This window comes from Litorimonas cladophorae, assembly GCF_014652455.1.
GTDB classification, from domain to species: Bacteria; Pseudomonadota; Alphaproteobacteria; order Caulobacterales; family Maricaulaceae; genus Litorimonas; species Litorimonas cladophorae.
Genome location: NZ_BMYV01000001.1, coordinates 896,708 through 917,785, shown reverse-complemented (window position 1 = coordinate 917,785; position 21,078 = coordinate 896,708). Strand labels below are relative to the sequence as shown.

Annotated in this window: 24 protein-coding genes; 15 read left to right on the top strand and 9 right to left on the bottom strand. The window is 51.6% G+C overall.

Going from position 1 to position 21,078, the window contains the following annotated elements; translation table 11 throughout:
• The first annotated feature begins 30 nt into the window (after positions 1-30).
• Positions 31-1,386 carry a TadE/TadG family type IV pilus assembly protein gene (locus IE073_RS04520; protein WP_189581829.1) on the top strand — a complete coding sequence of 452 codons (1,356 nt, stop codon included), beginning with the start codon at positions 31-33 and terminating at the stop codon, positions 1,384-1,386.
• Positions 1,387-1,470: 84 nt separating this feature from the next.
• On the opposite strand, the gene IE073_RS04515 is transcribed toward IE073_RS04520, so the two are convergent.
• From IE073_RS04515 to IE073_RS04495, 5 genes are read right to left on the bottom strand one after another with little or no spacing between them, the layout of a single operon-like run.
• A complete protein-coding gene (locus IE073_RS04515; protein ID WP_189581826.1) occupies positions 1,471-2,049 on the bottom strand; it encodes an FKBP-type peptidyl-prolyl cis-trans isomerase in 579 nt (192 codons plus the stop codon).
• Between the two features lie 35 nt (positions 2,050-2,084).
• A complete protein-coding gene (locus tag IE073_RS04510; protein WP_189581823.1) occupies positions 2,085-3,272 on the bottom strand; it encodes a vWA domain-containing protein in 1,188 nt (395 codons plus the stop codon).
• Positions 3,273-3,767 (bottom strand): cupin domain-containing protein, encoded by a 495-nt coding sequence (locus tag IE073_RS04505; protein ID WP_189581820.1) that lies wholly within the window; start codon positions 3,765-3,767, stop codon positions 3,273-3,275.
• Positions 3,764-4,162 carry a Kazal-type serine protease inhibitor family protein gene (locus IE073_RS04500; protein WP_233349815.1) on the bottom strand — a complete coding sequence of 133 codons (399 nt, stop codon included), beginning with the start codon at positions 4,160-4,162 and terminating at the stop codon, positions 3,764-3,766. Before IE073_RS04500 ends, IE073_RS04505 begins: the two co-directional genes overlap by 4 nt.
• Positions 4,162-4,887 (bottom strand): DUF533 domain-containing protein, encoded by a 726-nt coding sequence (locus IE073_RS04495; protein WP_189581817.1) that lies wholly within the window; start codon positions 4,885-4,887, stop codon positions 4,162-4,164. The genes IE073_RS04500 and IE073_RS04495 overlap by 1 nt, the downstream gene beginning before the upstream one ends.
• Before the next feature lie 107 nt (positions 4,888-4,994).
• Between IE073_RS04495 and IE073_RS04490 the strand changes: the two genes are divergently transcribed.
• On the top strand, positions 4,995-7,160 hold the full coding sequence (locus IE073_RS04490; RefSeq protein ID WP_189581814.1) for a penicillin acylase family protein: 2,166 nt from the start codon (positions 4,995-4,997) through the stop codon (positions 7,158-7,160).
• Positions 7,161-7,434: 274 nt separating this feature from the next.
• Here the strand turns inward: IE073_RS04490 and IE073_RS04485 are convergent, their stop codons facing one another.
• On the bottom strand, positions 7,435-8,094 hold the full coding sequence (locus IE073_RS04485; protein WP_189581811.1) for a hypothetical protein: 660 nt from the start codon (positions 8,092-8,094) through the stop codon (positions 7,435-7,437).
• Between the two features lie 144 nt (positions 8,095-8,238).
• Here IE073_RS04485 and IE073_RS04480 point away from each other — a divergent pair, with 144 nt between their 5' ends.
• Positions 8,239-8,733, top strand: a complete 495-nt coding sequence (locus IE073_RS04480; RefSeq protein ID WP_189581808.1) for a hypothetical protein — start codon at positions 8,239-8,241, stop codon at positions 8,731-8,733.
• Positions 8,734-9,474: 741 nt separating this feature from the next.
• Here IE073_RS04480 and IE073_RS04475 read toward each other — a convergent pair.
• Both IE073_RS04475 and alr read right to left on the bottom strand, forming a co-directional pair.
• Positions 9,475-10,887, bottom strand: a complete 1,413-nt coding sequence (locus IE073_RS04475; RefSeq protein ID WP_189581805.1) for a DUF2254 domain-containing protein — start codon at positions 10,885-10,887, stop codon at positions 9,475-9,477.
• Between the two features lie 123 nt (positions 10,888-11,010).
• Positions 11,011-12,150, bottom strand: coding sequence for an alanine racemase (alr, locus tag IE073_RS04470; RefSeq protein ID WP_189581802.1), 1,140 nt, complete (start codon positions 12,148-12,150; stop codon positions 11,011-11,013).
• A 47-nt stretch (positions 12,151-12,197) separates the two neighbouring features.
• Between alr and IE073_RS04465 the strand changes: the two genes are divergently transcribed.
• Positions 12,198-12,650 (top strand): DUF6491 family protein, encoded by a 453-nt coding sequence (locus IE073_RS04465; protein WP_189581799.1) that lies wholly within the window; start codon positions 12,198-12,200, stop codon positions 12,648-12,650.
• Positions 12,651-12,941: 291 nt separating this feature from the next.
• On the opposite strand, the gene lysM is transcribed toward IE073_RS04465, so the two are convergent.
• The gene (lysM, locus tag IE073_RS04460; protein ID WP_189581794.1) at positions 12,942-13,397 is read right to left on the bottom strand and encodes a peptidoglycan-binding protein LysM; all 456 of its coding nucleotides are present in this window, start codon (positions 13,395-13,397) and stop codon (positions 12,942-12,944) included.
• A 205-nt stretch (positions 13,398-13,602) separates the two neighbouring features.
• On the opposite strand from lysM, the gene IE073_RS14200 reads away from it, so the two are divergent.
• The 11 genes from IE073_RS14200 to IE073_RS04410 all read left to right on the top strand — a co-directional run bounded on the left by IE073_RS14200 (position 13,603) and on the right by IE073_RS04410 (position 21,046).
• Entirely contained in the window at positions 13,603-13,731 is a 129-nt protein-coding gene (locus IE073_RS14200; RefSeq protein WP_267905562.1) for a hypothetical protein, read from the top strand.
• A 24-nt stretch (positions 13,732-13,755) separates the two neighbouring features.
• Entirely contained in the window at positions 13,756-14,724 is a 969-nt protein-coding gene (locus IE073_RS04455) for a calcium/sodium antiporter (protein ID WP_189581791.1), read from the top strand.
• Positions 14,724-15,098, top strand: a complete 375-nt coding sequence (locus IE073_RS04450; RefSeq protein WP_189581788.1) for a 6-pyruvoyl trahydropterin synthase family protein — start codon at positions 14,724-14,726, stop codon at positions 15,096-15,098. The genes IE073_RS04455 and IE073_RS04450 overlap by 1 nt, the downstream gene beginning before the upstream one ends.
• The gene (locus tag IE073_RS04445) at positions 15,088-15,831 is read left to right on the top strand and encodes an SDR family oxidoreductase (protein ID WP_189581785.1); all 744 of its coding nucleotides are present in this window, start codon (positions 15,088-15,090) and stop codon (positions 15,829-15,831) included. Before IE073_RS04450 ends, IE073_RS04445 begins: the two co-directional genes overlap by 11 nt.
• Positions 15,828-16,238, top strand: coding sequence for a dihydroneopterin aldolase (gene folB, locus IE073_RS04440; RefSeq protein ID WP_189581782.1), 411 nt, complete (start codon positions 15,828-15,830; stop codon positions 16,236-16,238). Before IE073_RS04445 ends, folB begins: the two co-directional genes overlap by 4 nt.
• Entirely contained in the window at positions 16,235-16,621 is a 387-nt protein-coding gene (locus tag IE073_RS04435; RefSeq protein WP_189581779.1) for a DUF2237 family protein, read from the top strand. Before folB ends, IE073_RS04435 begins: the two co-directional genes overlap by 4 nt.
• A 9-nt stretch (positions 16,622-16,630) precedes the next feature.
• A complete protein-coding gene (gene uvrC, locus IE073_RS04430; RefSeq protein WP_189581776.1) occupies positions 16,631-18,514 on the top strand; it encodes an excinuclease ABC subunit UvrC in 1,884 nt (627 codons plus the stop codon).
• Positions 18,495-19,229, top strand: coding sequence for a CDP-alcohol phosphatidyltransferase family protein (locus IE073_RS04425; RefSeq protein WP_233349811.1), 735 nt, complete (start codon positions 18,495-18,497; stop codon positions 19,227-19,229). The genes uvrC and IE073_RS04425 overlap by 20 nt, the downstream gene beginning before the upstream one ends.
• On the top strand, positions 19,226-19,861 hold the full coding sequence (pgsA, locus tag IE073_RS04420; protein ID WP_189581770.1) for a CDP-diacylglycerol--glycerol-3-phosphate 3-phosphatidyltransferase: 636 nt from the start codon (positions 19,226-19,228) through the stop codon (positions 19,859-19,861). The genes IE073_RS04425 and pgsA overlap by 4 nt, the downstream gene beginning before the upstream one ends.
• Before the next feature lie 38 nt (positions 19,862-19,899).
• A complete protein-coding gene (locus tag IE073_RS04415; protein WP_189581767.1) occupies positions 19,900-20,595 on the top strand; it encodes a molecular chaperone DjiA in 696 nt (231 codons plus the stop codon).
• A gap of 64 nt (positions 20,596-20,659) precedes the next feature.
• The gene (locus IE073_RS04410; RefSeq protein ID WP_189581763.1) at positions 20,660-21,046 is read left to right on the top strand and encodes a hypothetical protein; all 387 of its coding nucleotides are present in this window, start codon (positions 20,660-20,662) and stop codon (positions 21,044-21,046) included.
• The last annotated feature ends 32 nt before the right edge of the window (positions 21,047-21,078 follow it).

The window sequence follows — 21,078 nt, the reverse complement described above, 5'->3', positions numbered from 1 at the left end:
GTCGGGCGAAGTGACTAAATAAGGATGTGGATGATGAAACGGACCTTTAATCATATCGCTGACCAATACCGGACTGAAACACGCGGCAATGTCGCGGTTATGTTCGCGATTAGTACATTTTTCATCATTGGATGCTTGGCAATTGCTGTTGATGGCTCCAACGCCTTTTTCGCCAAACAGCGGTTGCAAGACACTACAGACGCTGTGGCTTTAATGGCTGCCAAAGATAAAACCTTGGACACAAAAGTGAAGCTCACAGAGGCGGCGCAGGCACTTTACGATGCTACTTACCCCGACCAAGCCGGTATTCGAATCGAAGTGCAGGATGTTGTTCGGGTAGGCGATGCCGTCACCGTCACAACCAAAAATAATATCGATACTTATTTTACGGGCATCTTTAATCGCAAGGATATGAATGTCGGTGTTCAATCAACCGCCACTTATGCGGACAAAGCTATGGATGTTGCCCTTGTCCTAGATACGACTTTCTCCATGTCCGATAAAAATAAGATTGGCAGCCTGAAGGCCGCCGCGGGTGGGTTGCTCGACACATTTGATGATCTTAACAATAAAAATCTTCGGGTCGCAGTTGTTCCGTTCTCTGAGTACATCAATGTCGGAAAAAGCCGCCGCAATGCGGCATGGCTGGACGTGCCAGCGGATGAGAAGGTCTGTTGGATGAAGAGAGACGTTCTCTCCAGCTCTAACTGTCGCCGCATCCAAAAAACCTGCACAAATGACGGCGTGTCTTATGACTGTTCATATAACAAATGTGACAAAACTTACAGCGCGCCTTATGAAAAGTGCTCTACGCGAAAATGGCAGGGGTGTGTCGGATCGCGGACAGCAGGATATGATGAACGCGTCGAATTTAATGGGCGGAAAATCCCTGGTCTATTAAGCGTTAGCTGCGCGACGGAACTACAGCCTTTGAATAAAAGCATGAAGACAGCCAAAGCCACAGTCTCAGGCCTTAAGGCGCGCCAAGAAACTTACATCCCAGCCGGTATTCTTTGGGGATGGCGCACATTGGACGAGAGCCTACCGCTGTCTTCCGCAGGCACCAAAGTAAACCCAGATCGTGAGAAAGTGATGATCGTGATGACAGATGGCGAAAACCAACGGTCCAAGAATGGCGAGTATCACAACGGGAAAGATATAAATGCCGCCAATGCAAAAACCGATAAGCTTTGCTCAGAAGCTAAGCGCGACAAGGTCACGATCTACACGATTGCTTATGACGTAAGTGACAGCACAACGAAAAACATGCTCAGCCGTTGCGCGTCTGACAATTCCAAATTCTTTGACGCCAGCAATGCGAGCGAATTGAACAAGGCGTTTCAAGATATTGGAGATGCGCTAAACGAGCTTCGTATCTCTGCCTAAGGCGATTTCGATCTACAGACTAAAAAGCCGTCTCATGTCACATGAGGCGGCTTTTCTATTTCAATAAACTGTAGGAAAAGAGGGTTAGTAGTCTTCTGGTCCCGACAGAATTTTATCCTCTGGGCAAACCATCTCTAGGTCACCATCTTTCGGTCCGTCGACTGCCAATAGCTGCATGTGGAATAGGAGTGTTGCGCCACCCGGGATAGACCCGCGTCCACGCGGACCATAAGCGAGGTCAGAATTAATATAGAGCGTGCGCGCTTCACAGACTTTCATCTCGCCTAGCGCTTCATTCCAACCTTTGATAAATCCGTTTGAGGGGCCGACCAGCGGTTGCCCACGCGTGTAAGAACTATCGAAGACTTCTTCATCAAGGAAAAAGCCGTGGTAATTCGCGGCAATTGTCTGACCAGGCGCGGCGGCAGCACCATTTTCTAGTCCGGCTTGGATCACCTTATACTGCAAACCAGAATCTGTCGTGACAACGCCGTCTTCTTTAGCATTATCGGCCAACCATGCGGCGCCAATTGTTGCAGGTGTCTCGACAGCGGGCGTTTCCACCACGGCGGGGGCAACCTCTGTTGTTTCAGCTTCAGTTTCGCCTGCGCCACAAGCGGCGAGGGCAAGTGCCGCAGCACCTAAAATCAAGACATGTTTCATTGTATTCTCCAAAGTAAATCTGAGTTTAGAAAGCGCTAGCGCGCAAGTTCTTTCATGGCGGACTCTAGCCCGCTGAGGGTCATAGGGAACATGCGATCTGCCCCGATAATATCCTGAACCATTTTCGTTGATTGCGAATAAGCCCAATATTTTTCTTCAGTCGGATTGATCCAAACAATGTGCGGATAAATGTCCGTTAAGCGTTTCAACCAGACAGCTCCGGGCTCTTCGTTCCAATGTTCGACTGACCCGCCACGCATGGCGATTTCATAGGGGCTCATCGCGGCATCTCCGACGATGACAACGCGGTGGTCAGACCCGAACTTATGGAAAATATCCCATGTCGGCGTGACCTCGCTCATGCGGCGCTTATTGTCTTTCCAAACTTGCTCATAAAGACAGTTGTGGAAATAGAAATATTCTAGGCGTTTGAATTCGGAACGGGCAGCGGAAAATAATTCTTCGACCTGTTTGATGTGGCCGTCCATCGATCCACCAATATCGAAAAAGGCCATGACTTTGACAGCGTTACGGCGTTCAGGACGCATTTTTATATCGAGCCAGCCTTGCTTGGCGGTGCCATTAATCGTGCCCGCCAAGTCTAATTCATCGGCGGCTCCATCGCGCGCAAATTTACGGAGGCGACGAAGGGCGACTTTGATATTTCGTGTGCCGATCTCTCGGTCGCCGTCTAGGTTTTTGAAAACGCGTTTATCCCAGACTTTAACCGCTTTACCGTGGCGGCCTTCTTTCTGGCCGATACGCACGCCTTCTGGGTTGTAGCCATAGGCGCCGAAGGGCGATCTGCCCGCCGTGCCAATGTTCTTATTGCCGCCTTCATGGCGTTTGTCTTGGTTGTCTAAGCGCTCTTTCAGCGCTTCCATAATTTTGTCGAGATCGCCGAGGGCTTCAATCTCTGCCATTTCTTCGGGCGTGAGGTGAAGTTCCGCCATTTTCTTGAGCCAGTCGGCGGGAATATCAGCATCGTCTTGGCCGAAGATATCAGCCAGATAATCGACGCCGCGAAATACATGGCTAAAGACTTGATCAAATTTATCCAGATCGCGCTCATCTTTCACCAATGCGGTGCGCGAAAGGTAGTAAAAGCCGTCCAGACTCTCATCTGGAACGTTTTTTTCTACCCCCTCAAGTAGCGTCAAATATTCGCGAATAGAGACGGGGACACGCGCGCGGCGCAATTCACTGAAAAAATGATGAAACATTTATGGCTTTAATTCTTCCGGCAAGGTGGGGTCAGGATCAGATGGAGCCTGTATAGACTTGCCTGAATATTTAAACACGACAAATTCTAATGGGCTATCTGCAGCCGCTCTCACCCCATGATAATCCCAAGCCCGTGCAAACAGAATATCGCCTTCTTTGGCCTCTGTTTCGACGCCGTTGAGATACCACGTTCCGCGACCTTTCGTGACCATCAGGTATTCTTCATCGGCATGACGGTGAGCAGGGTGAACTTCTTGGCCTGCATCAATTTTAGCCACACCCACAAGAACAGGTTTCAGGACATGTGTGTCCTCGGTGAAGTAGGGGAAAAAGGTTCCCCAGTCTCCAACATTCCCGGTCACCTCAGATTGCGAGAGGATGACGGATTGGCCCGCCGTGTTTTCTGTTATGGAGTTTGTGTCTTCACCAGCACCGCAAGCGTTCATTGCCAACACACATAGGGAGACCAGCGTGAATTTGGTGAACTGTCTCATGTCTCGCAAGCTCCAGCGGTTGATGCGCTCACACCGTTCGAATTGGCCACACATTCATTGCTATAGGTTTTTCCGTCACAGCCGCATACGGGGCGATATTCTCGCGTGCACATCTCTGGGATAGGTGTACAGATGCCAGGCGCGTCCGCCGCGCCGCACATATCGCCAATCGTCCGGCGACAAAATTCACCTGTTTCGCATACATCCGCGCCGCCGCCCACCATGCGCACGCCGCAATATCGGGCATCAGCAGGAGCTTCACTAACAGGAAACCCTGGCGGTGGCAGGTGGGGCTGATTCTCATGCTCCGTCGGCGTGTTTGGTGCGGCGCAGGCCATCAGGACAACTGCCGTTAAAGAGAAAACGAGAGCTTTGAAAGTTGTGCGAAGGGACATCAGCCAGTCCTCACATCAGTTTCGATCCGCGCCGCCATCTCTGGGTCGAGGCGGAGCTCCATGGCCAGTCGGTCCAAATAGTCCCGCTCGCGGGGGTTTAGGCCATTGGCAATTCGGCAGGACACGCCGTAAATTTCTAACGCCATTTGATCGGATTTCGCCAAAGCCGCAATGGCGGACGGGTCGGCCTGCGCCGATAGGACTTCACGGACGTCTTGGGCTTCAACGCCTTCTAAGGTGTCGAGCATAGCCAACTCGTCATCAGAAATATCGCCATCGGCTTTTGCTGCGGCCACCATTGCTTGCAGTAAGATATCTGCGTGGTTGGCGGGCGTTCTACCTTTCAGCAGAGCCATAACCTCATCGAAAGATTGTGGCATTTTTCCCGCTTGTTGCGCCTTATAAGCGAGGAAACCTAAGCCCCCCAATCCGCCCAGCGCGGCGAGCTTACGGTTTGATCTATCGCGCAGAATGAGGGCGAGCGCGCCTGCGGTGACGGCTGTTCCAAGGCGTAATTTTTTTCGCGAGTCTGCACTATCATCGACACCGAGTTTGTCCGCCAGCGCATCTTCAGCCTGTTTGAACATCGCTTTGCCTTTGGTGGTCAATTCTGCGGTGTCGGTCGATTTGGCCTTATTTATCAGCTCTTGACCTTTGCCCAAAATTTCGGGGCCTAAAATTTGTTCTAGCAAGTCTTGCGCCGAAGAGAGTGTCGAATTGGTCATGAGAAATCCTTTAGGCTGATGCGTCGCGTCTTGCCTTCATACCCGCAGGGCGGGGTGGTGACAAACGGCTCTTGATTTTTATTCGAACTCACATGAATGGTCACTGCATGAAAAAATATCTCTACGGGGCGGCGGCGCTCATCTCTGTTGGCCTAATCGGCTCGGCGGTTTACCTGCGGACGCCAGCATCGCCAGCCTATAGTGCGTCAAAAGCGCAAGCCGTCGCCGCGAGTTACGACGCGCGTATTATCAGGGACAAATTCGGCGTCCCCCATATTTTCGGGCAGACAGATGCGGATGCGTCTTTTGGGTTCGGCTATGCCCATGCCGAAGATGATTGGGCGACCATCCAAGACGTGGTTATCGCAGCACGCGGGATGAGCGCGCAATATAAAGGTAAAAATGTTGCCCCGCAGGATTACCTGTTCGATTTGTTCAAAGTCGACGAAGTGGTCGCGTTAAATTATGACGATCAAGTCAGCCCAGAGGTCAAAGCGGTGGCGCAAGCCTATGCTGCCGCGATCAATTTGTATGGGACAGAGCATCCAGATGAGGTTCTACCGGGGCTTTTGCCTGTCACGGAAAAGGATGTGCTGGCAGGCTTCGTTTGGGCCACACCCTTTTTCTATCGTCTGGATGGGTATTTAGAGGACCTGTTTACTGCGGAAGACCGCCCGAATGTCTCGCCTTGGGGCCAAACGTCCTCTTTGGATTTGCCTGATGCGGTTCGCGGTTCGAATGCCTTTGCGATTGCACCCTCACGCAGCGCCGATGGTCATACCCGACTGATCGCGAATTCTCATCAACCTATGTCTGGACCCTATGCGTGGTACGAGGCCCATCTCGTCAGCGAGGAGGGCCTAAATACGCTGGGTGCGACATTCCCCGGCTCGCCGATCATGTCCCAAGGCGTGACGCCAAATCTCGGTTGGACGCACACGGTCAACCGCCCCGATCTGATTGATATTTACGCGTTGGAGGTCAATGACCCCAAAGCACCGACGCAATATAAGTTAGATGGCGCGTGGGTGGATTTTGAACGGACGAAATCGGATTTCCGCGTGAAACTTTGGGGGCCGTTCTCGCTCCCTATCAAACGCGATATCTTATGGTCTGAACATGGGCCGGTCCTGCCAACGGAAACAGGGTATTACGCCATTCGATTTGCAGGGTTGGGGACATTGGAGCCGGGCGGTCTTGGCGCACTGGATCAATGGTTTGCCATGAACAAAGCCGCCAATATGGCAGAGTGGCGGGCCGCGCTGGAGCCGCGGGGCGTTTTGTCCTTCAACATTGTTTACGCCGACAGAGAAGGGAACATCGGCAGCGTATATAATGCGCGTATGCCAAACCGTATAGAAGGCCCAGAGTGGCAAGAAATTCTGCCCGGCGATCGCTCGGAACTTATCTGGGATGGGTTCCGTCCTCTGTCGGACATGCCACAAATCTGGAACCCTGATTGTGGCTGGTTATTTTCGGCCAATGCCACGCCATTCGATTTGACGGATGAAGACTGCGACAATGACAAAGCTGATTTTTCGGACACATTCGGCCTAGAAGACCGCGTCACCAATCGGTCCCGCCGCGCCTTGGAACTCTTTCGAAATGACAAGTCGATTAGTCGCGAAGAGCTGCTGAGATACCGTGCCGATACGCGATACGCCCCCGAGAGCGACCTGATGAAACTCGTCGTGGAATTGGTGGCGACGCCGAGTGAGGATCCGCTGGTGAAATCTGCGCAGGAGGTTTTGCGGAATTGGGACGGCGACACCGTGCGGACCAGTCGCGGCGCAGCGCTGGCCGTTATCACAGGCACGCGTGTTTTGGGCTATGAATATATGGAACGCGAAGTCGACGACCCGATGACAGTTTTGGCCCAGAGTGCAAATGATCTGATGGATAAATTCGGCCGCGTTGATCCGGAATGGGGCGAGGTTAATCGCATTATCCGCGGAGACGTCAGCGTTCCCATTGATGGCGCACCTGATGTTTTGCGCGCTATTTACGCAGATCGTGACGGCGTCGCGACCGATGGCGTCATGAACGCGTTCGCGGGCGACACGCATATTATCGTTGCGGATTGGGCGCCTGACGGCACCGCGCTTGTCGATAGCATCCACAATTACGGCAGCGCCACGCTCGACGAAACATCCCCGCATTATAACGATCAAGTGCAAATGTTCTCTGATGGGAAATATAAGCGGGTGGCGATGACACTCGAAGATGTGCTGAAAGAAGCCACGGCCGATTATCGTCCACAAGACGGGCGGTAGGGTCTCGCTGATTTTTTAGTGGAAGCTGACATGCAGAGAATTTTGGAAAACGGCTAATTTATTTCCACAGCAGACCTTAGCCCAGTGTCTTACTTTGGGCGATTTTAGGACGCTCGGTTGATGCCGACTAAAGCATAGCCATGTAAACTCACTGAAGTCAGACTTTAACGATGGCTAACCAACGCCCTAACCAATATCAAAAGCACCAAAGTCTAAACACGACGTTGTCGTGGAATTATGTCGGAGAACGAAGCACCGCTTGAATTAAAAATAATTATTGCGTGAGTGGCGGAGTTTGTAAGCGGGCGTTTAGATTTTGGGCTAATTTGCGAAACTGGGTTTGATCCAATTTATAGACTCTGCTTACCAACGGCCCATTCTGACCCTGCCTTACACCAGAAGACCTGAGGGTTAAATAATATGACCCTCCGGGAGGAAAGCCGATAATTTGATTATCCGCATTGCTACTGGTTGTAACGGAATAAGTCTTTTCGGTGAAGCCAGATAGTAATGCTGGCGTTTTGTGCAAATTTGTAAAAGCAGCAAGTTCCGTATCATTTTTGGGAGCATACCCATCAAAAATAACTGCAATCGACGCGTAAAAATTTGCATAAGGCCCACTGTTTTCGGGTTCTTGTCTTTGCAGCGTATAGAAACAGCGTCTGTCTTTTTGACGCTGCGAGACGTGTGTATCTGCTGGTAAATTAAAGAGAGATACCAAAGCTTCGTCGCTAAAAACACAAGACTCGAACCCGTCCGCAAAAACTCCCAATTCTGTTTTTATGATTTGAATGGGGGCTGTCGAAAGTTGCATTTGTGAATGCTTTGGAAGGTTTTGCGCCCCCGACACTTTTTGGTTTTCTGCGCCCCCGTCCTTTCCACAAGCTGTCAGAAGTGTGATGAGAGCTAAAGTAGTGATAGAGAAGTTTTTCATAAAAGAGCTTTGACGATTACTGGCTTTTTGTAGAGTAAGCAAAGCTAAAGAATAAAGTCTCATGAATGTAAAATGAATAATTGCTTCAGCATTGACTAAGTTTCATTTATCTATTTAGATATGGCCAAACAAGGAGGGCAACAAATGAAAAAGCTAGCAAAACTTTTTACAGTCGCATTAGTAAGTGGAGGCTGTTTTATTGGGTTAGCTCAAACTGCAAGTGCATACACGATAAAGGAAACTGTATCGTATAAAGACAAAAATACAGGGGAAATAAAACAGTCGCATCACCTTATCTGTAATGATGGAACAGACATGGGGTGGTATAGTGGAGATATGACTCGGATTGGACCTAGTAGATGCGGCCAATATGGGGGAGTTATTAAAATTGAAGACCCCGATAAATATAAAGATGCAGTAAATATAAGTCAGTCCACTTCTAAAGTTCGCGCGGCAGCTCCTGTCATAGGCAATGTCGCCCCTGATGCTAACGGTAACACCTGTACTGGCCCGCGTTGCGTCAAACCGGGTAAACCATTCACACGTCCTCAGATGAAGCGCGCGCCAGCCACCAACTTGATAGCGGCATGTCCCAGAGGAACAACGACTCAAAAAGACGGAACCTGCTTACAGGGCTAATATCGATATCGGGTACATAATTGGGCCGCACCCCCGATAGGGGGTGTTTTAGTTTGTGGGATTGGCAGTAAACAACGAGCGGCCTATTTTTGGCGTTTTAAAACACTCACTAACGTCTGCTCCGCCCTCTTACTCGGTATTTCGAAACTCTTTCCGCGATTATAGAAATATAGAAAATATCTATTTCAATGCCTTACCTCTATTTTTAAGAGAATGATCCCCGCTACCAAAACCTGTGATACCTTAAACAGGTTCTTTCGGACAGGGGACAGGGTAGCGCTCTCTATCTCGTTCGGAAGACGGTGGGTCTGAGCGTTGGGTGGTGAGACATCCGAGTGTGCCGGGACTTTAGAAGTGAGAGCCGACCCGTCAGTCCAAGTGTCTGAACTCGGGGGTTTATGACTGGCCGCTTCTTCAAAAACCATTGCCGCGTGGCCTAGCACTTAAGCGAAAGCTTGAATGCGGGGCATGTTTGATTAGCAACCAAACATGTTCGGTCTTTGCGTAAAACAAAATTTCTATTCTGGTATTCCGTCGCGAATATCGACCACGCGGACTGTCCCTTTTCACAAGGGCTTCGCCCTTGATTTGCGGGTTGCCGCCCCCCAACCCGCGCGTTGAGTTGAAATCGGTTAGTTGCCACCAGATGGGCTGTGAGGGAAGACGCATGGAACGACTTCAACACTATCCTGTCGCAAAGAGGGTCTTGGAAGAGCACCAAACATTCGCAGTGCAGGGAATTTATGCGCGACCAGTACCCCAGTCTTCGGAGGCCACCACTTGATCGTAAAAGGCGCGGTCAGCAATCATCTTATCTGCCTGATCGAAGCGTGTTTTCAGTTCGCCTTTTTCGACTTTGGACAGCAACTTGTCTTCCGTCGCGTGCCTAAGCTTTTGAATTTGCCCCTTCAAAATTTCAACATGTTGAGGATGCGTGGCCTCAGCCGTCAGCTCAGTCAGGACGGTGAGCATTTTGATGCTAACGTTTCGGTCGGTCGCAATATATGGACGGCTTTGATCGCAGATGACGCTCACGAAGCGCTCAAATGAGACGGGGTAGGCAATCACCCGCAGCTTGCCATCTTCATCTTGACGAAAGGGGCTGGGCAGGGTGACGCCTTCCATGGCGCTGATCGCACTGTGGAACCAGTTGATGCAATTTATCGCCGTGAATGGGTCGTTGATTCCAGGCGAAAGTGCCCGCGCTAGGATTTCGACGAGTTCGTCGGCGAGAAACAGAACGTTCTGATGCTCCGTTCGATCTTGACCCATTGCGTATTTCCCGAGCAACGCCTTTAATGCCGCGTCGTCAATGTCTTTACCGCCCGCTTCGTCGGCCCAGACCTGCATCAAAGTGTTGCCTTTTACCGCGAAGTCGCCGGGACGGAATTGAAGACGGACAATCGCATGATGGTCGATGGCCCATTGCATGATGCCGTCTTCGTTCACGGCCTGAACATAGCCTTCTGCTTCGGCCTTGATTGCGTGGCAATTTTCATGCGTATAAGACTCCAGATCTACGGTGTGATCGTTAGTCGAAGTTTCGCTGTCTGCACCGAAGTTGTCGGGGAACATTTCATTGATCCGTTTGCGTAACTTTCTGCCAACTTGTCCTGTGATGTTCCCAACGTTCAGCGTTTCAGGGATGTGGTGGATAAAAAAGATCATCACGCCCACGCTGAACAGGGTCAGGGTCATTGCGACCAGGAGAGAGGCGTTGGGTACAAATTCCGCAACGGCATTTTCAACATCAGCGCCATCCCCTGTGCGAGCGACGCGTAAAATTAGGAGACAGTAGACAAAGGTGGATGTGAAAGTACCCAGTGTCACTTGGTTTGCGCGATCGCGCATAAAGTTGCCGATCAAACGGGGGCCATACTGACCTGCGGCGCTTGTAACAGCGACCATCGTGATGGAGAAGGTTACAGCCGCAACAGTCATCATAGACCCCGCTATGGTCGTTAGGATCGCACGGGCCCCGTCGGCTTTGTTCGCGTAGAACCAGCCTAAATTTTTAGCCCCGCTATAGTCAAAATTCTTATCAATATAGCTTGTCAGGGCGGCGAGAAGGATAGCGCCAAGCACCATTAATCCAGGGATGAAATAATAGCTACTTTGTAGGTCGTTCCAGAATTTGATAAACCGCGCATTCATGGAACTACCTTAACCGTGTGTAGCGCGCTTGATAGCGCACCCGTGTCTAATACGCACAGAAATGAAGACCGTTGCAATGCAATTCGAGCGGAAGGTTTTTTACATCCGCCGAGCAGAGACGAGTTACTCTGACTCTTTTTTCTTTGGCTTCCAATAATCGCGACGGCAGCGTTGACCAAGGCGCACGAGAAGTTCGTAATTAAGGGTGCCGGCCTCGCGGGCTTCAGTTTCCAAATGGTCACCTCGGAAAATCACCACGCCGCCAACCTCAACGGAGAGATTGGCATCCGTCGCGTCAATCATTGTCAGGTCCATGCTAACGCGACCTACGATTTTGACTTCTTCGTCATGGAGGATCGCTGTCCCTTTATTGCTCATACTGACCGGAACGCCATCTGCGTATCCTGCGCCCACAATCGCGACACGCATGTCACGCGGTGCGATATAGGTGCCATTATACCCGATGGCTTCGCCAGCTTTTACCCATTTGACCTGTAAAATTGGCGCCATCAGTGTGGCCACGGGGCGGCCAATTTCTTGTTCGGGTTTATTCGTCGCCACACCGCCATACAGCCCAATGCCTGGGCGAACCATTTGGAAATGATAGGGCTTGCCGAGATAAATGCCCGCAGTATTTGCCAATGAAAGCGGCGTTAAAGGTAATTGAGCGGCCGCTTTACGGAACCGCGCAAGTTGCGTTTTGTTCATCGGGTTTTCCGCATCACTCGCGCAGGCGAGGTGGCTCATGACCCATTCGGGGTTTAGCGCGCTCCACATGGACTTGTCACGACCCAGCTCAACGACATCGTCAAAGCTCAGGCCCAGCCGGTTCATGCCCGTATCAATGTGGATGGCTGTATATGGCGGCTCGTTGATACTGCGCGAAACATCCGCCCAATACCGGGCTTGCTCAAGGGAATTGATTACGGGTTTGAGTTTCGCACCAAGCAGGACGCCTTTATCACGCGGGGCAGGGCCGTTCAGAACATAGATGGCAGCATTAGGGCCGACGCCATCGCGGACCATTTTGCCTTCACCAGCTGTGGCGACGAAGAAAATCCTGCACCCTGCGCCATAAAGTGTCTTGGCAACGGGGACCGCGCCAAGGCCGTAAGCGTCCGCTTTGATGGACGCCCCAATTTTAGCGACGCCAACTTTGAGCTTCAGCGCTTCATAATTTATGCGAATTTGAGGCAGATCGACACGCAGGGTCGGCCGCGTCGAGTAGCTAGGTTGATAAGATTGTGAATTGTCATGGGCCATTTGAGGGGCGTAGACGGTTTTGGGGGAGACAGGAACAGGAGATGCAGATGCGATACATAATTTTACTTGGGACAATTGCGCTAATGACGGGGTGCGCGAGTGCGGGCGGGGCGTCGTCGTCAGAGCATATTGCGGAAATCTTGGCGGACCGACGCGTTGGCGAGCCCGTTGACAAAGTTTGCTTCGCGCGAACCATCGATGGGTTTCGCGAGAATACGCGAGATAGTGTCGTGCTGACGCGCGGCGCAAATTCGGACTACCTGGTCACAGTTAAGGGGTGTCCGCGATTGGATGACGCGCAATCCATTGGGCTTACAAGCTCAACAAGTTGTCTGCGCCGTTCAGACAGGCTGATCGTGAGTGATTCTGCGTTTTCGCTGTCTGGCCAAACCCCGCTTGGTCCCGACACATGTTGGGTAGATGCGATTTATGAGTGGAATGAGGATGCCAGCGACGACGCCGAAAAGGGCGAGGCGCAGGATGAGGTGGAGAATAAGTAATTTGAGCGCAAACGGATGTTCAGCTTCTGTTCAATGAATTTCTCATAATGAGAGATGCGCGCGTCCACTCCGTGAACGAAACCTTCCGGTTCTCTCCCTGTCCGGATTAGGTCGACGCAGACACTTGATTGCTTCTAGCAATTGTCCTGGCACGGACGCGAGTGACTGGCACAATGACCCACGGTTTCGCGTAGCAGGGCCGTGGTTGTCCGAGGAACTCTCTCCCCCGGACAACCCGGCTTCTGTCTTTTAAGGCCCGAACGTGTCGGGCCTAATGTTTATCTATCAGTCCTAGGACGAAGCTGTGCTGATCGCAGGAATGCGAAGAACTTGGCCAGGATAAATCTTATCTGGATCGGACAGCATCGGCTTGTTGGCTTCGAAGATCTCGGGGTAGAGCTTCCAAGTGCCGTAATATTTCTTGGAAATGGCCGAAAGAGAATCGCCGGACACAACTGTGTGGAATTGTGATTCGCGACCGCCCGTGCGAGATGCGGATTCGTCTTTCACGCCTCCAACACCTTCGACATTGCCAACTGCGAGAATGATTTTCTCTTTCATTTCCTGCGTTGCGGCTTCGCCTTTGACTGTCACGACACCATCTTCATCCACGGAGATGTCCATGCCCTGTGTGTCGAGGCCATAGCCTTCAACCTCTTTCTTCAATTTTTCATCGGCGTCTTTGCCTTTGAAAATATTGCCCATGGCTTTGCCAGCGGCTTTTGCAAACGGAATCATTCCAAACATATCAGGTCCTTTAATCTGAGGCGCGCGAACAAAAAAGCTCGCTAAGAACAGTCTGTCACGGGGACGGGGTGAAAACCAAGCGAAACTTGGGTCTGGCGCTGGAAAATTCCTCATAAGCAAGTGCGCGGTGATCTGCCATAAGGCTTGGCCTTTGTTAGTCTAATGTCTATAGAGCGGCGCAAACCATCGCTTAAGGGCTTTTGACATGACACTCGTTCAAGCAGGCATTTCTATTTTCGGTCTGTTCCATATGGATCCGGCCCTGTTCGCATTTGCGTTTATCATCATCGTTTTCGGTGGCTTGAATCTGCTCGAGTTCAAACGCTTCGATTAGAGACCTCTTTGGGAGGTTGCTCTTGTGATTACTGAATTTCTAATTCTCGTCATTGGCTTGGTGGTTTTAATCATCGCTGGCGACATAATGGTGCGTGGTGCAGCAGCGCTGGCGCGGCATTGGGGCGTGCCTGCGCTTATCGTCGGACTGACGATTGTTGCCTTCGGGACATCTGCTCCCGAAATGGTCGTAGGCGTCCAAGCCGCGCTCATAGGGCAGGGTGATTTGGCCGCCGGCAATGTCGTCGGATCCAATATCGCCAATGTGCTGTTGGCGTTGGGGTTACCGGCGCTGATACTGGCTATCCCAACAAATATGTCTGGCGTTGCGCGGAACAGCTTTATTGCGGTTTTTGCGGCAACCTTATTCGTTGTACTTGCTTTCATCCAATCTCCGCTGATGAAGTGGCAAGGTGCAATTCTATTCGGGGGCATAATTGCTTACCTGATCTTCATGTTCAGCCTCGCCAAAGCTGGAGCCGATGACCCGATCTTGGAAGAGATGACAGAGATTGATGAAGGTGAAGATGGACTGCCGACCAATATGGTCAAGTCACTGGTTTATGTCATCTTGGGCATTGCAGGCCTGATTTTAGGCGGCAAATTAATCGTCGATAATGCAGTAGCGATTGCCGAAGGCTTCGGCATTTCTGAAACGATTATTGGTTTGACCATTGTTGCGGTCGGAACGTCACTACCAGAAATCGCGACGGTTGTTGTGGCGACATATCGGGGGCATCCTGAGGTCGCGATTGGCAACGTTCTCGGCTCCAACGTCTTCAACGTCTTTGCCGTTATGGGGGCGTCTGCTCTGGCCGGCCCCATCGCAATCGACAATACCCTCAAAGTCTTCGACTTCTGGGTCATGCTTGTGTCGAGCTTTGTCTTGCTCTTATTTGTGCTGCGGCGTCAGCCGATTGGGCGCAAAACAGGATTAGCCTTCACCGTTGCTTATGCGCTCTATATCTTGGCGGTTGTCGCCCGCGTGATGTGATGCGGTTCGAGATAGAAAAAGACTTCCAATTTGAAGCGGCCCATTACTTCGGCCACCCCGACGCCAATGATGTATTTAAGCATGTTCACGGACACAGCTTTCGCGGAACAGTGACTATCATTGGTGACGCGCAAGAAGATAAAGGTTGGGTGCGCGACCTTTGGAAAATCGAACAAATCGTCAAAGAAGTGGTCGCGCCGCTCGACCATGCTTTGTTGAACGAGGTTGAAGGCTTAGAGCAGCCCGCGCTTGAGCGCATTGCCGCCTGGATATTCGAACGTCTTGCGCCGCAATTACCGGGCTTGGCATGTGTCGAGGTTGGCCGTCCGAGTTGTGGCGAACGGGCTCGGGTCAGGGTATCCGATGGGGCGTAGTGTTCTCATCACAGGCGCGGGCGCGCGTGTTGGGGCGCATTTAGCCCAAGGCCTGGCCGCTGATGGCTGGCACATTTGCATACATTATCTGCGCAGTGAAACCCGCGCTCAGGCACTTGCAGATCAAATCACCGCTGCGGGGGGAACCGCCTCGACTGTCAAAGCGAACCTCTCCGTCCCGCAAGAGATCAATAGTTTGATCGAACGTTGTGAACGGCCGCTGGATGCCTTGATCAATAATGCCTCGACTTTCGCGCCAGATACCGCTCAAAATTTTACGACGGCCACTTGGGATTATCATCGTGCGGTCAATTTGGATGCGCCTTTGCGATTATCCGCCGATTTCGCTGCGCAAGCCAAAGCTGGGTCATCAATTATAAACATGATTGATCAACGCGTCCTGAAGCCAAACCCGCAGTTTTTTACCTATAGTCTGGCGAAGGCAGGGCTTTATTGGGCAACAAAAACAATGGCACAAAGCTTTGCGCCACACGTTCGCGTAAATGGTATCGGTCCGGGACCAACGCTGGAAAACACAGAACAGGCAGCGGGTGAGTTCTCCGCCGAAGCTAAAGCCACATTGTTAGGTGAGGGCAGCCCACCTGATACCATTCTGCATAGCGTCCGCTATCTGTTGTCGGCCGAGGCGGTGACAGGTCAAATGATTGCCGTCGATGGCGGGCAACACCTCGTTTGGCAAACGCCAGACTTGGCTTTTGGAGGTGCGCTATGAGCGACCGGAAAACCATGCTTCAACGTTTTCGCGAACGCAAAGCCTTACCCGTATCGACGCGTATATTTGTCAAAGGTCTGATGATCCAAGCCAGTATCGGCGTGCACCCGCATGAATATGAGGCGGCCCAACCCATTATTATCGACGTGGAATTGGACATGGCGGACATGGTTCTACCCAAAGATGATCGCCTCCACGAGACGTTGGATTATGGCTTTGTTGCGGAAAAATGTGAAGAGCTAGCTCTAGAGGCTCACGTCCAACTGGTTGAAACATTGGCTGAGCGTATTGCCGATTGGGCACTCTCTGCTGATGCCCGTGTGCAAAGTGTGGCGGTGCGTATCGCAAAGCCACAAGCGCTTTTGAAAGCCGACACAGCGGGCGTCGAGGTCGTCAAAAGCCGATGACTTCAACACGCGGTAGTAAGAACATTCTCGGCGGCGTACTTCAAAGCTGTTCGACCGATCCCATGACCGGTTGGTTTCGCGATGGATGCTGCGAAACACAGGCCAATGATCGCGGGCGGCACCTAGTCTGCGCTGTGATGACGGATGATTTTCTGACGTTTTCAAAGCGTCAGGGTAATGATTTGTCGACGCCGCGACCTGAATATGCCTTCCCTGGTTTGAAGGCGGGAGATCAGTGGTGTCTATGTTTGGAACGCTGGAAAGACGCTTATGCAGCGGGGTGCGCTCCGAAGGTTGTCCTGGAGGCAACGCATCAAATCGCGTTGGAGCGTGTTTCTCTTGCGACGTTCCAAGCATTTGCGGTTGATGCAAACACACCCTAACTAGGGCCGATGGCCAACGACTCGTCCCAAGATAAACCGAACGTATCAGAGGTTCCGAAATATGGGCCAAAGCTGATCGCGAATTATGTTAAACGCTTGCCGAATAAGCCGGGCGTGTATCGCATGTTCGATCAATATGGCACTGTGCTGTATGTCGGCAAAGCCAAGGATCTAAAAAAACGGGTTACCGCTTACACGAGCTACGATCGTCACCCTTCGCGATTGCGCCGCATGATACGTGCAACTTCGGCAATGGAATTTGTGATTACCGAGAGCGAGACCGAGGCGTTGATTTTGGAAGCGTCGCTGATCAAGCGCCTTAAGCCGCGCTATAATATCTTGCTACGGGACGATAAGAGCTTCCCATATATTTTAGTGCGTAAGGACCATCCCGTCGCGCAAGTGACCAAACATCGCGGTGCGCGCAAAATTAAGGGGACATATTATGGACCTTTTGCGAGTGCGGGAGCTGTAAACCGAACGTTGGACACGCTGCAGCGTGCATTTCGATTGCGGAACTGTTCGGATAGTATTTACGACTCGCGGACCCGCCCATGCCTGCAATATCAGATCAAGCGCTGCTCTGCGCCCTGTACAGGCGAAATTTCCGAGGCCGCCTATCAGGAATTGATCGATGAGTCCGAGGACTTTTTGAAGGGTAAATCCGATAGTCTACGGCAAAAGTTGCAAGCGGAGATGCAGGCCGCATCGAAAGCGTTGGAGTTTGAGAAAGCTGCAGAGCTACGCGATAGATTAGATGCAATCGCGCAAGTTCTCACCAAATCAGGGGCGTCGAATGTTAATCCAAAAACCTTCTCAAATGCGGATGTTTTTGGCTTGCACACGGCCGGTGGGCAAACCTGTATTCAAGTGTTCTTTTTCCGCGCAGGGCAAAATTGGGGGACAAATTCCTACTTCCCGAGACACTCATCCGATGACTCTATCGCTCAAGTTTTGAGCGCCTTCATCGCTCAGTTCTATTCGAACAAGCCTATCCCAAAACAACTTTTGCTGTCTCACGAGGTGGATTCTTTTGACCTTCTCGTCAGCGCTCTATCAGAGCGCGCGGGACATAAAGTTGAGGCACTTATCCCGCAGCGCGGTGAGAAGAAAAAGATTGTTGGGCAAGCGGTTAAGAATGCGCAGGAAGCTTTAGGTCGTAAATTGGCCGAAACGGGCGCGCAGAAGAGACTTCTAACCGAAGTCAAAGACCTCTTTAATATGGATGAGGTTCCGAGCCGTATCGAAGTTTATGATAATAGCCACATCCAAGGCACGAATGCGATTGGCGCTTTCATTGTTGCCGGCGAGGAAGGGTTCCGAAAACGCGATTATCGAACATTCAATATACAGGATGAAAGTATAACGCCAGGCGATGACTATGGGATGATGCGCGAAGTTTTGTATCGACGATTTGCGCGCCTGTCCAAGGATCCAAAACTTGAATGGCCCGATCTCATCATCATTGATGGCGGGAAGGGGCAGCTATCGGCTGTGACCGAAACTTTGGAGAAATTGGGAGTTTTGGCGCGGGTGACCTTGGTGGCTATCGCAAAAGGTCCAGACAGAAATGCAGGGCGTGAAACCTTTCACATGAACGGGCGTGAACCGTTTACACTGCCGCTTCGAACGCCATCTCTCTATTATCTTCAACGTTTGCGCGATGAAGCCCATCGTTTTGCCATTGGGACACATCGGGCACGGCGGAAGAAATCAATGGTGGCAAATCCACTAGACGGGATTGACGGCATCGGTCCGGGGCGCAAGAAAGCCTTATTGAGCCATTTCGGTTCGGCGAAAGCGGTCAAAGGGGCCACAGTCGCTGATTTGGCGTCGGTAGAGGGTGTCAGCCAAAAGCTGGCACAGACAATCCATGACTATTTCCATGAATGATTCTGATGAGAACGTCGACTCACCTGAAGCCGCGGGCGGGGCTTTTGCGGATGCGCTGACATGGCTGCGGATGTTGCTCATGCCCGTCGTTGTATTTTTAACATGGAAGGGCTGGCAGCCTGTTGAAGTGGGCGGTATCGACCTTGGCCTGACAATATTAGCTTCCGTTTTATTTGCCATCGCGGCGATCACTGACATTTTTGACGACTTTATGGGCGGGAATGAACGCTCTATTCACAGGCGTTTTGGCTATCTGGACGACGTTGCAGATACGGTTTTAGTGGTCGGGACTTTGGCAGCGCTACTCTTCGTTGTTGCGAGAGCGGACTTCCTAAGCTGGACTTTCATGATTCCTGCTGTGATCCTTATCGGACGAGAAGTGGTTGTTGGATTGCTCAAAGGCTTTGAGCTTTCACGCTATATTCTTCCCGACACGCGCCTCTCCAATTGGAAATCGGGTTTGTCCATGTTGGCGACCTGTCTATTGCTGGCTTCTCCTTGGCTACAAACGTGGTTTGATAAAATTCGGGCGGGCGACGCGCAAGTTGCGGAGGTTTTTGCGACAACCTCACCCTGGGTCTGGATCGCGGGTGAGGTCTGTCTTTGGATAGCAGCCCTATTGTCAGTTGTGACAGCTATCGCAATATTCCAGATGGATTTTTCCGAAAGCGCAATTGAGCCCGAGGTCGTCAAGAATACAGGTGACGCGGCGTGAGCGAGCCTTTGATTACCGCACCAAGTGACCGGCACAAGCTGTGGTGGGTGCCCAATGCTTTGACCATCGGTCGTATTATGGTGGTTCCCATCTTGATGGCGGGAATTTTGGCACTGGGTTTGCGGCAGGACAGTCTTTTCGCGAGTGTGCCTATCGTTGGCGGTCTTTTCATTGCCGCGACCGCCACGGATTGGCTGGACGGATATCTGGCGCGCAAATGGAAGGTTGTGTCTGGTTTCGGGCGCATGATCGACCCGATTGCCGACAAATTACTGGTCGCAGGTTGCTTAATAGCGTTAGTCATTGTAGCGCGCGGTAGTTGGATATTTATGTATCCCGCCGTAGCCATAATTTTTCGAGATATTTTGGTTTCAGGCGCTCGAGAACACGCGGCCCTGACGGGACGGGTCATGCCGCCAACAAAATTAGCGAAATGGAAAACAGCCTTCGAGATGGCATCTATTGCGGCATTGATCCTCTGGACAGTGGGACGCGCGACACTGCCTTTTGATGATGCAGTGCCCGTTATCATGGACATGTCGCGTTCTGTCGGACTCGTCCTTCTTTGGTTGGCTGCCTTGCTCTCGGTTTATACGGGTTCGCTTTATCTGCGCGCGGCCGTCGCAGACTAGTGACAAAGCAAGGCGAGTCGGGATAGTCGCGCCCTCCGATGTCTCTCTGGACCAACATATCAACCGCAGCCGCCCGCCTATTTGGTCCCCCTAACCAAGATGATGGGAATGGACGCGCCGCAAATGTGGACGAAGCGAAGCTCGTCGCCGCGCTTGTGGCATTGGGCGCAAAAATGGCCAAGGCCGACGGACAGGTTCGGCGCGAAGACATCCTTGCGTTTCGACAGGTGTTTCGAACCGACCCGCAGACTGAAGCCACCATTGGAAGGTTTTTTGACCTCGCGCGTCAAACGACACTGGGATTCGAGCGTTACGCGCGAATTGTAGCAAAAGCCTTTCGCGCGCAGCCGGGGATTCTCGAAGATGTCATGGACGGATTGTTTCACATCGCCTTGGCAGACGGCATCGTAACCCAAGATGAAGCTGAGTTTTTAGAGACTGTCTCACGTGTCTTTGGGTTTTCGGAACGTGAATTTAAACGCATAAAAAGCGGTCATTTGGGCCAAGATGCCGATGACCCTTATCTCATTTTAGGTGTAGATCCTGATATATCTGACTCAAACTTAAAACGAGCCTATCGCAGACAAGCCGCCGCCAATCATCCCGACCGCCTGATGGCGCGGGGTCTACCCAAAGAAATGGTGGGGTTGGCAACGCATAAAATGGCGATCATCAACCGTGCTTACGCCCAGATTTTGGACGAAAGAAAGTCTCGAAAACCACGTTTGGCTTAAATGTGTAGAATTTGACACGAAAGCTTGTCTTGACGAATGGCGCTTTCGCAACGACATATAGGGCATGACACAGACTTTTTACATTCAAGGCCGCCGTCCCGGGTTTATCTCCACAGTTGCACGTACGGCATTCCTAGCTGTTGCCGCTATTGGTGGGCTATTTATGATTGTTTTCTCGGCCGCCTTTGCGCTCTTCGCCGTCGCGGGTATCGCGGTAATCGGATTTCTTGTCTTTGCCTTCTTCTGGGCTAAGGCAAAATTGCTAGGAAAACCCTTTGGTCCAAAAGCGATGATGGGGGCACAATTCGAGCAAATGCGAAGAGATATGGAATCTCAGCTTGGTGGATCACCACAAACAAGTTTTGAAACCAAGGCTTCGGGCCCTAAATCTGCGCAAGGCCCTGTGGTGGACGCACACCGGACGCCTGATGGCTGGTCCGTCGACGACTAAAGACTTTCATTCGAAATTTTGCCTGCTAAGCC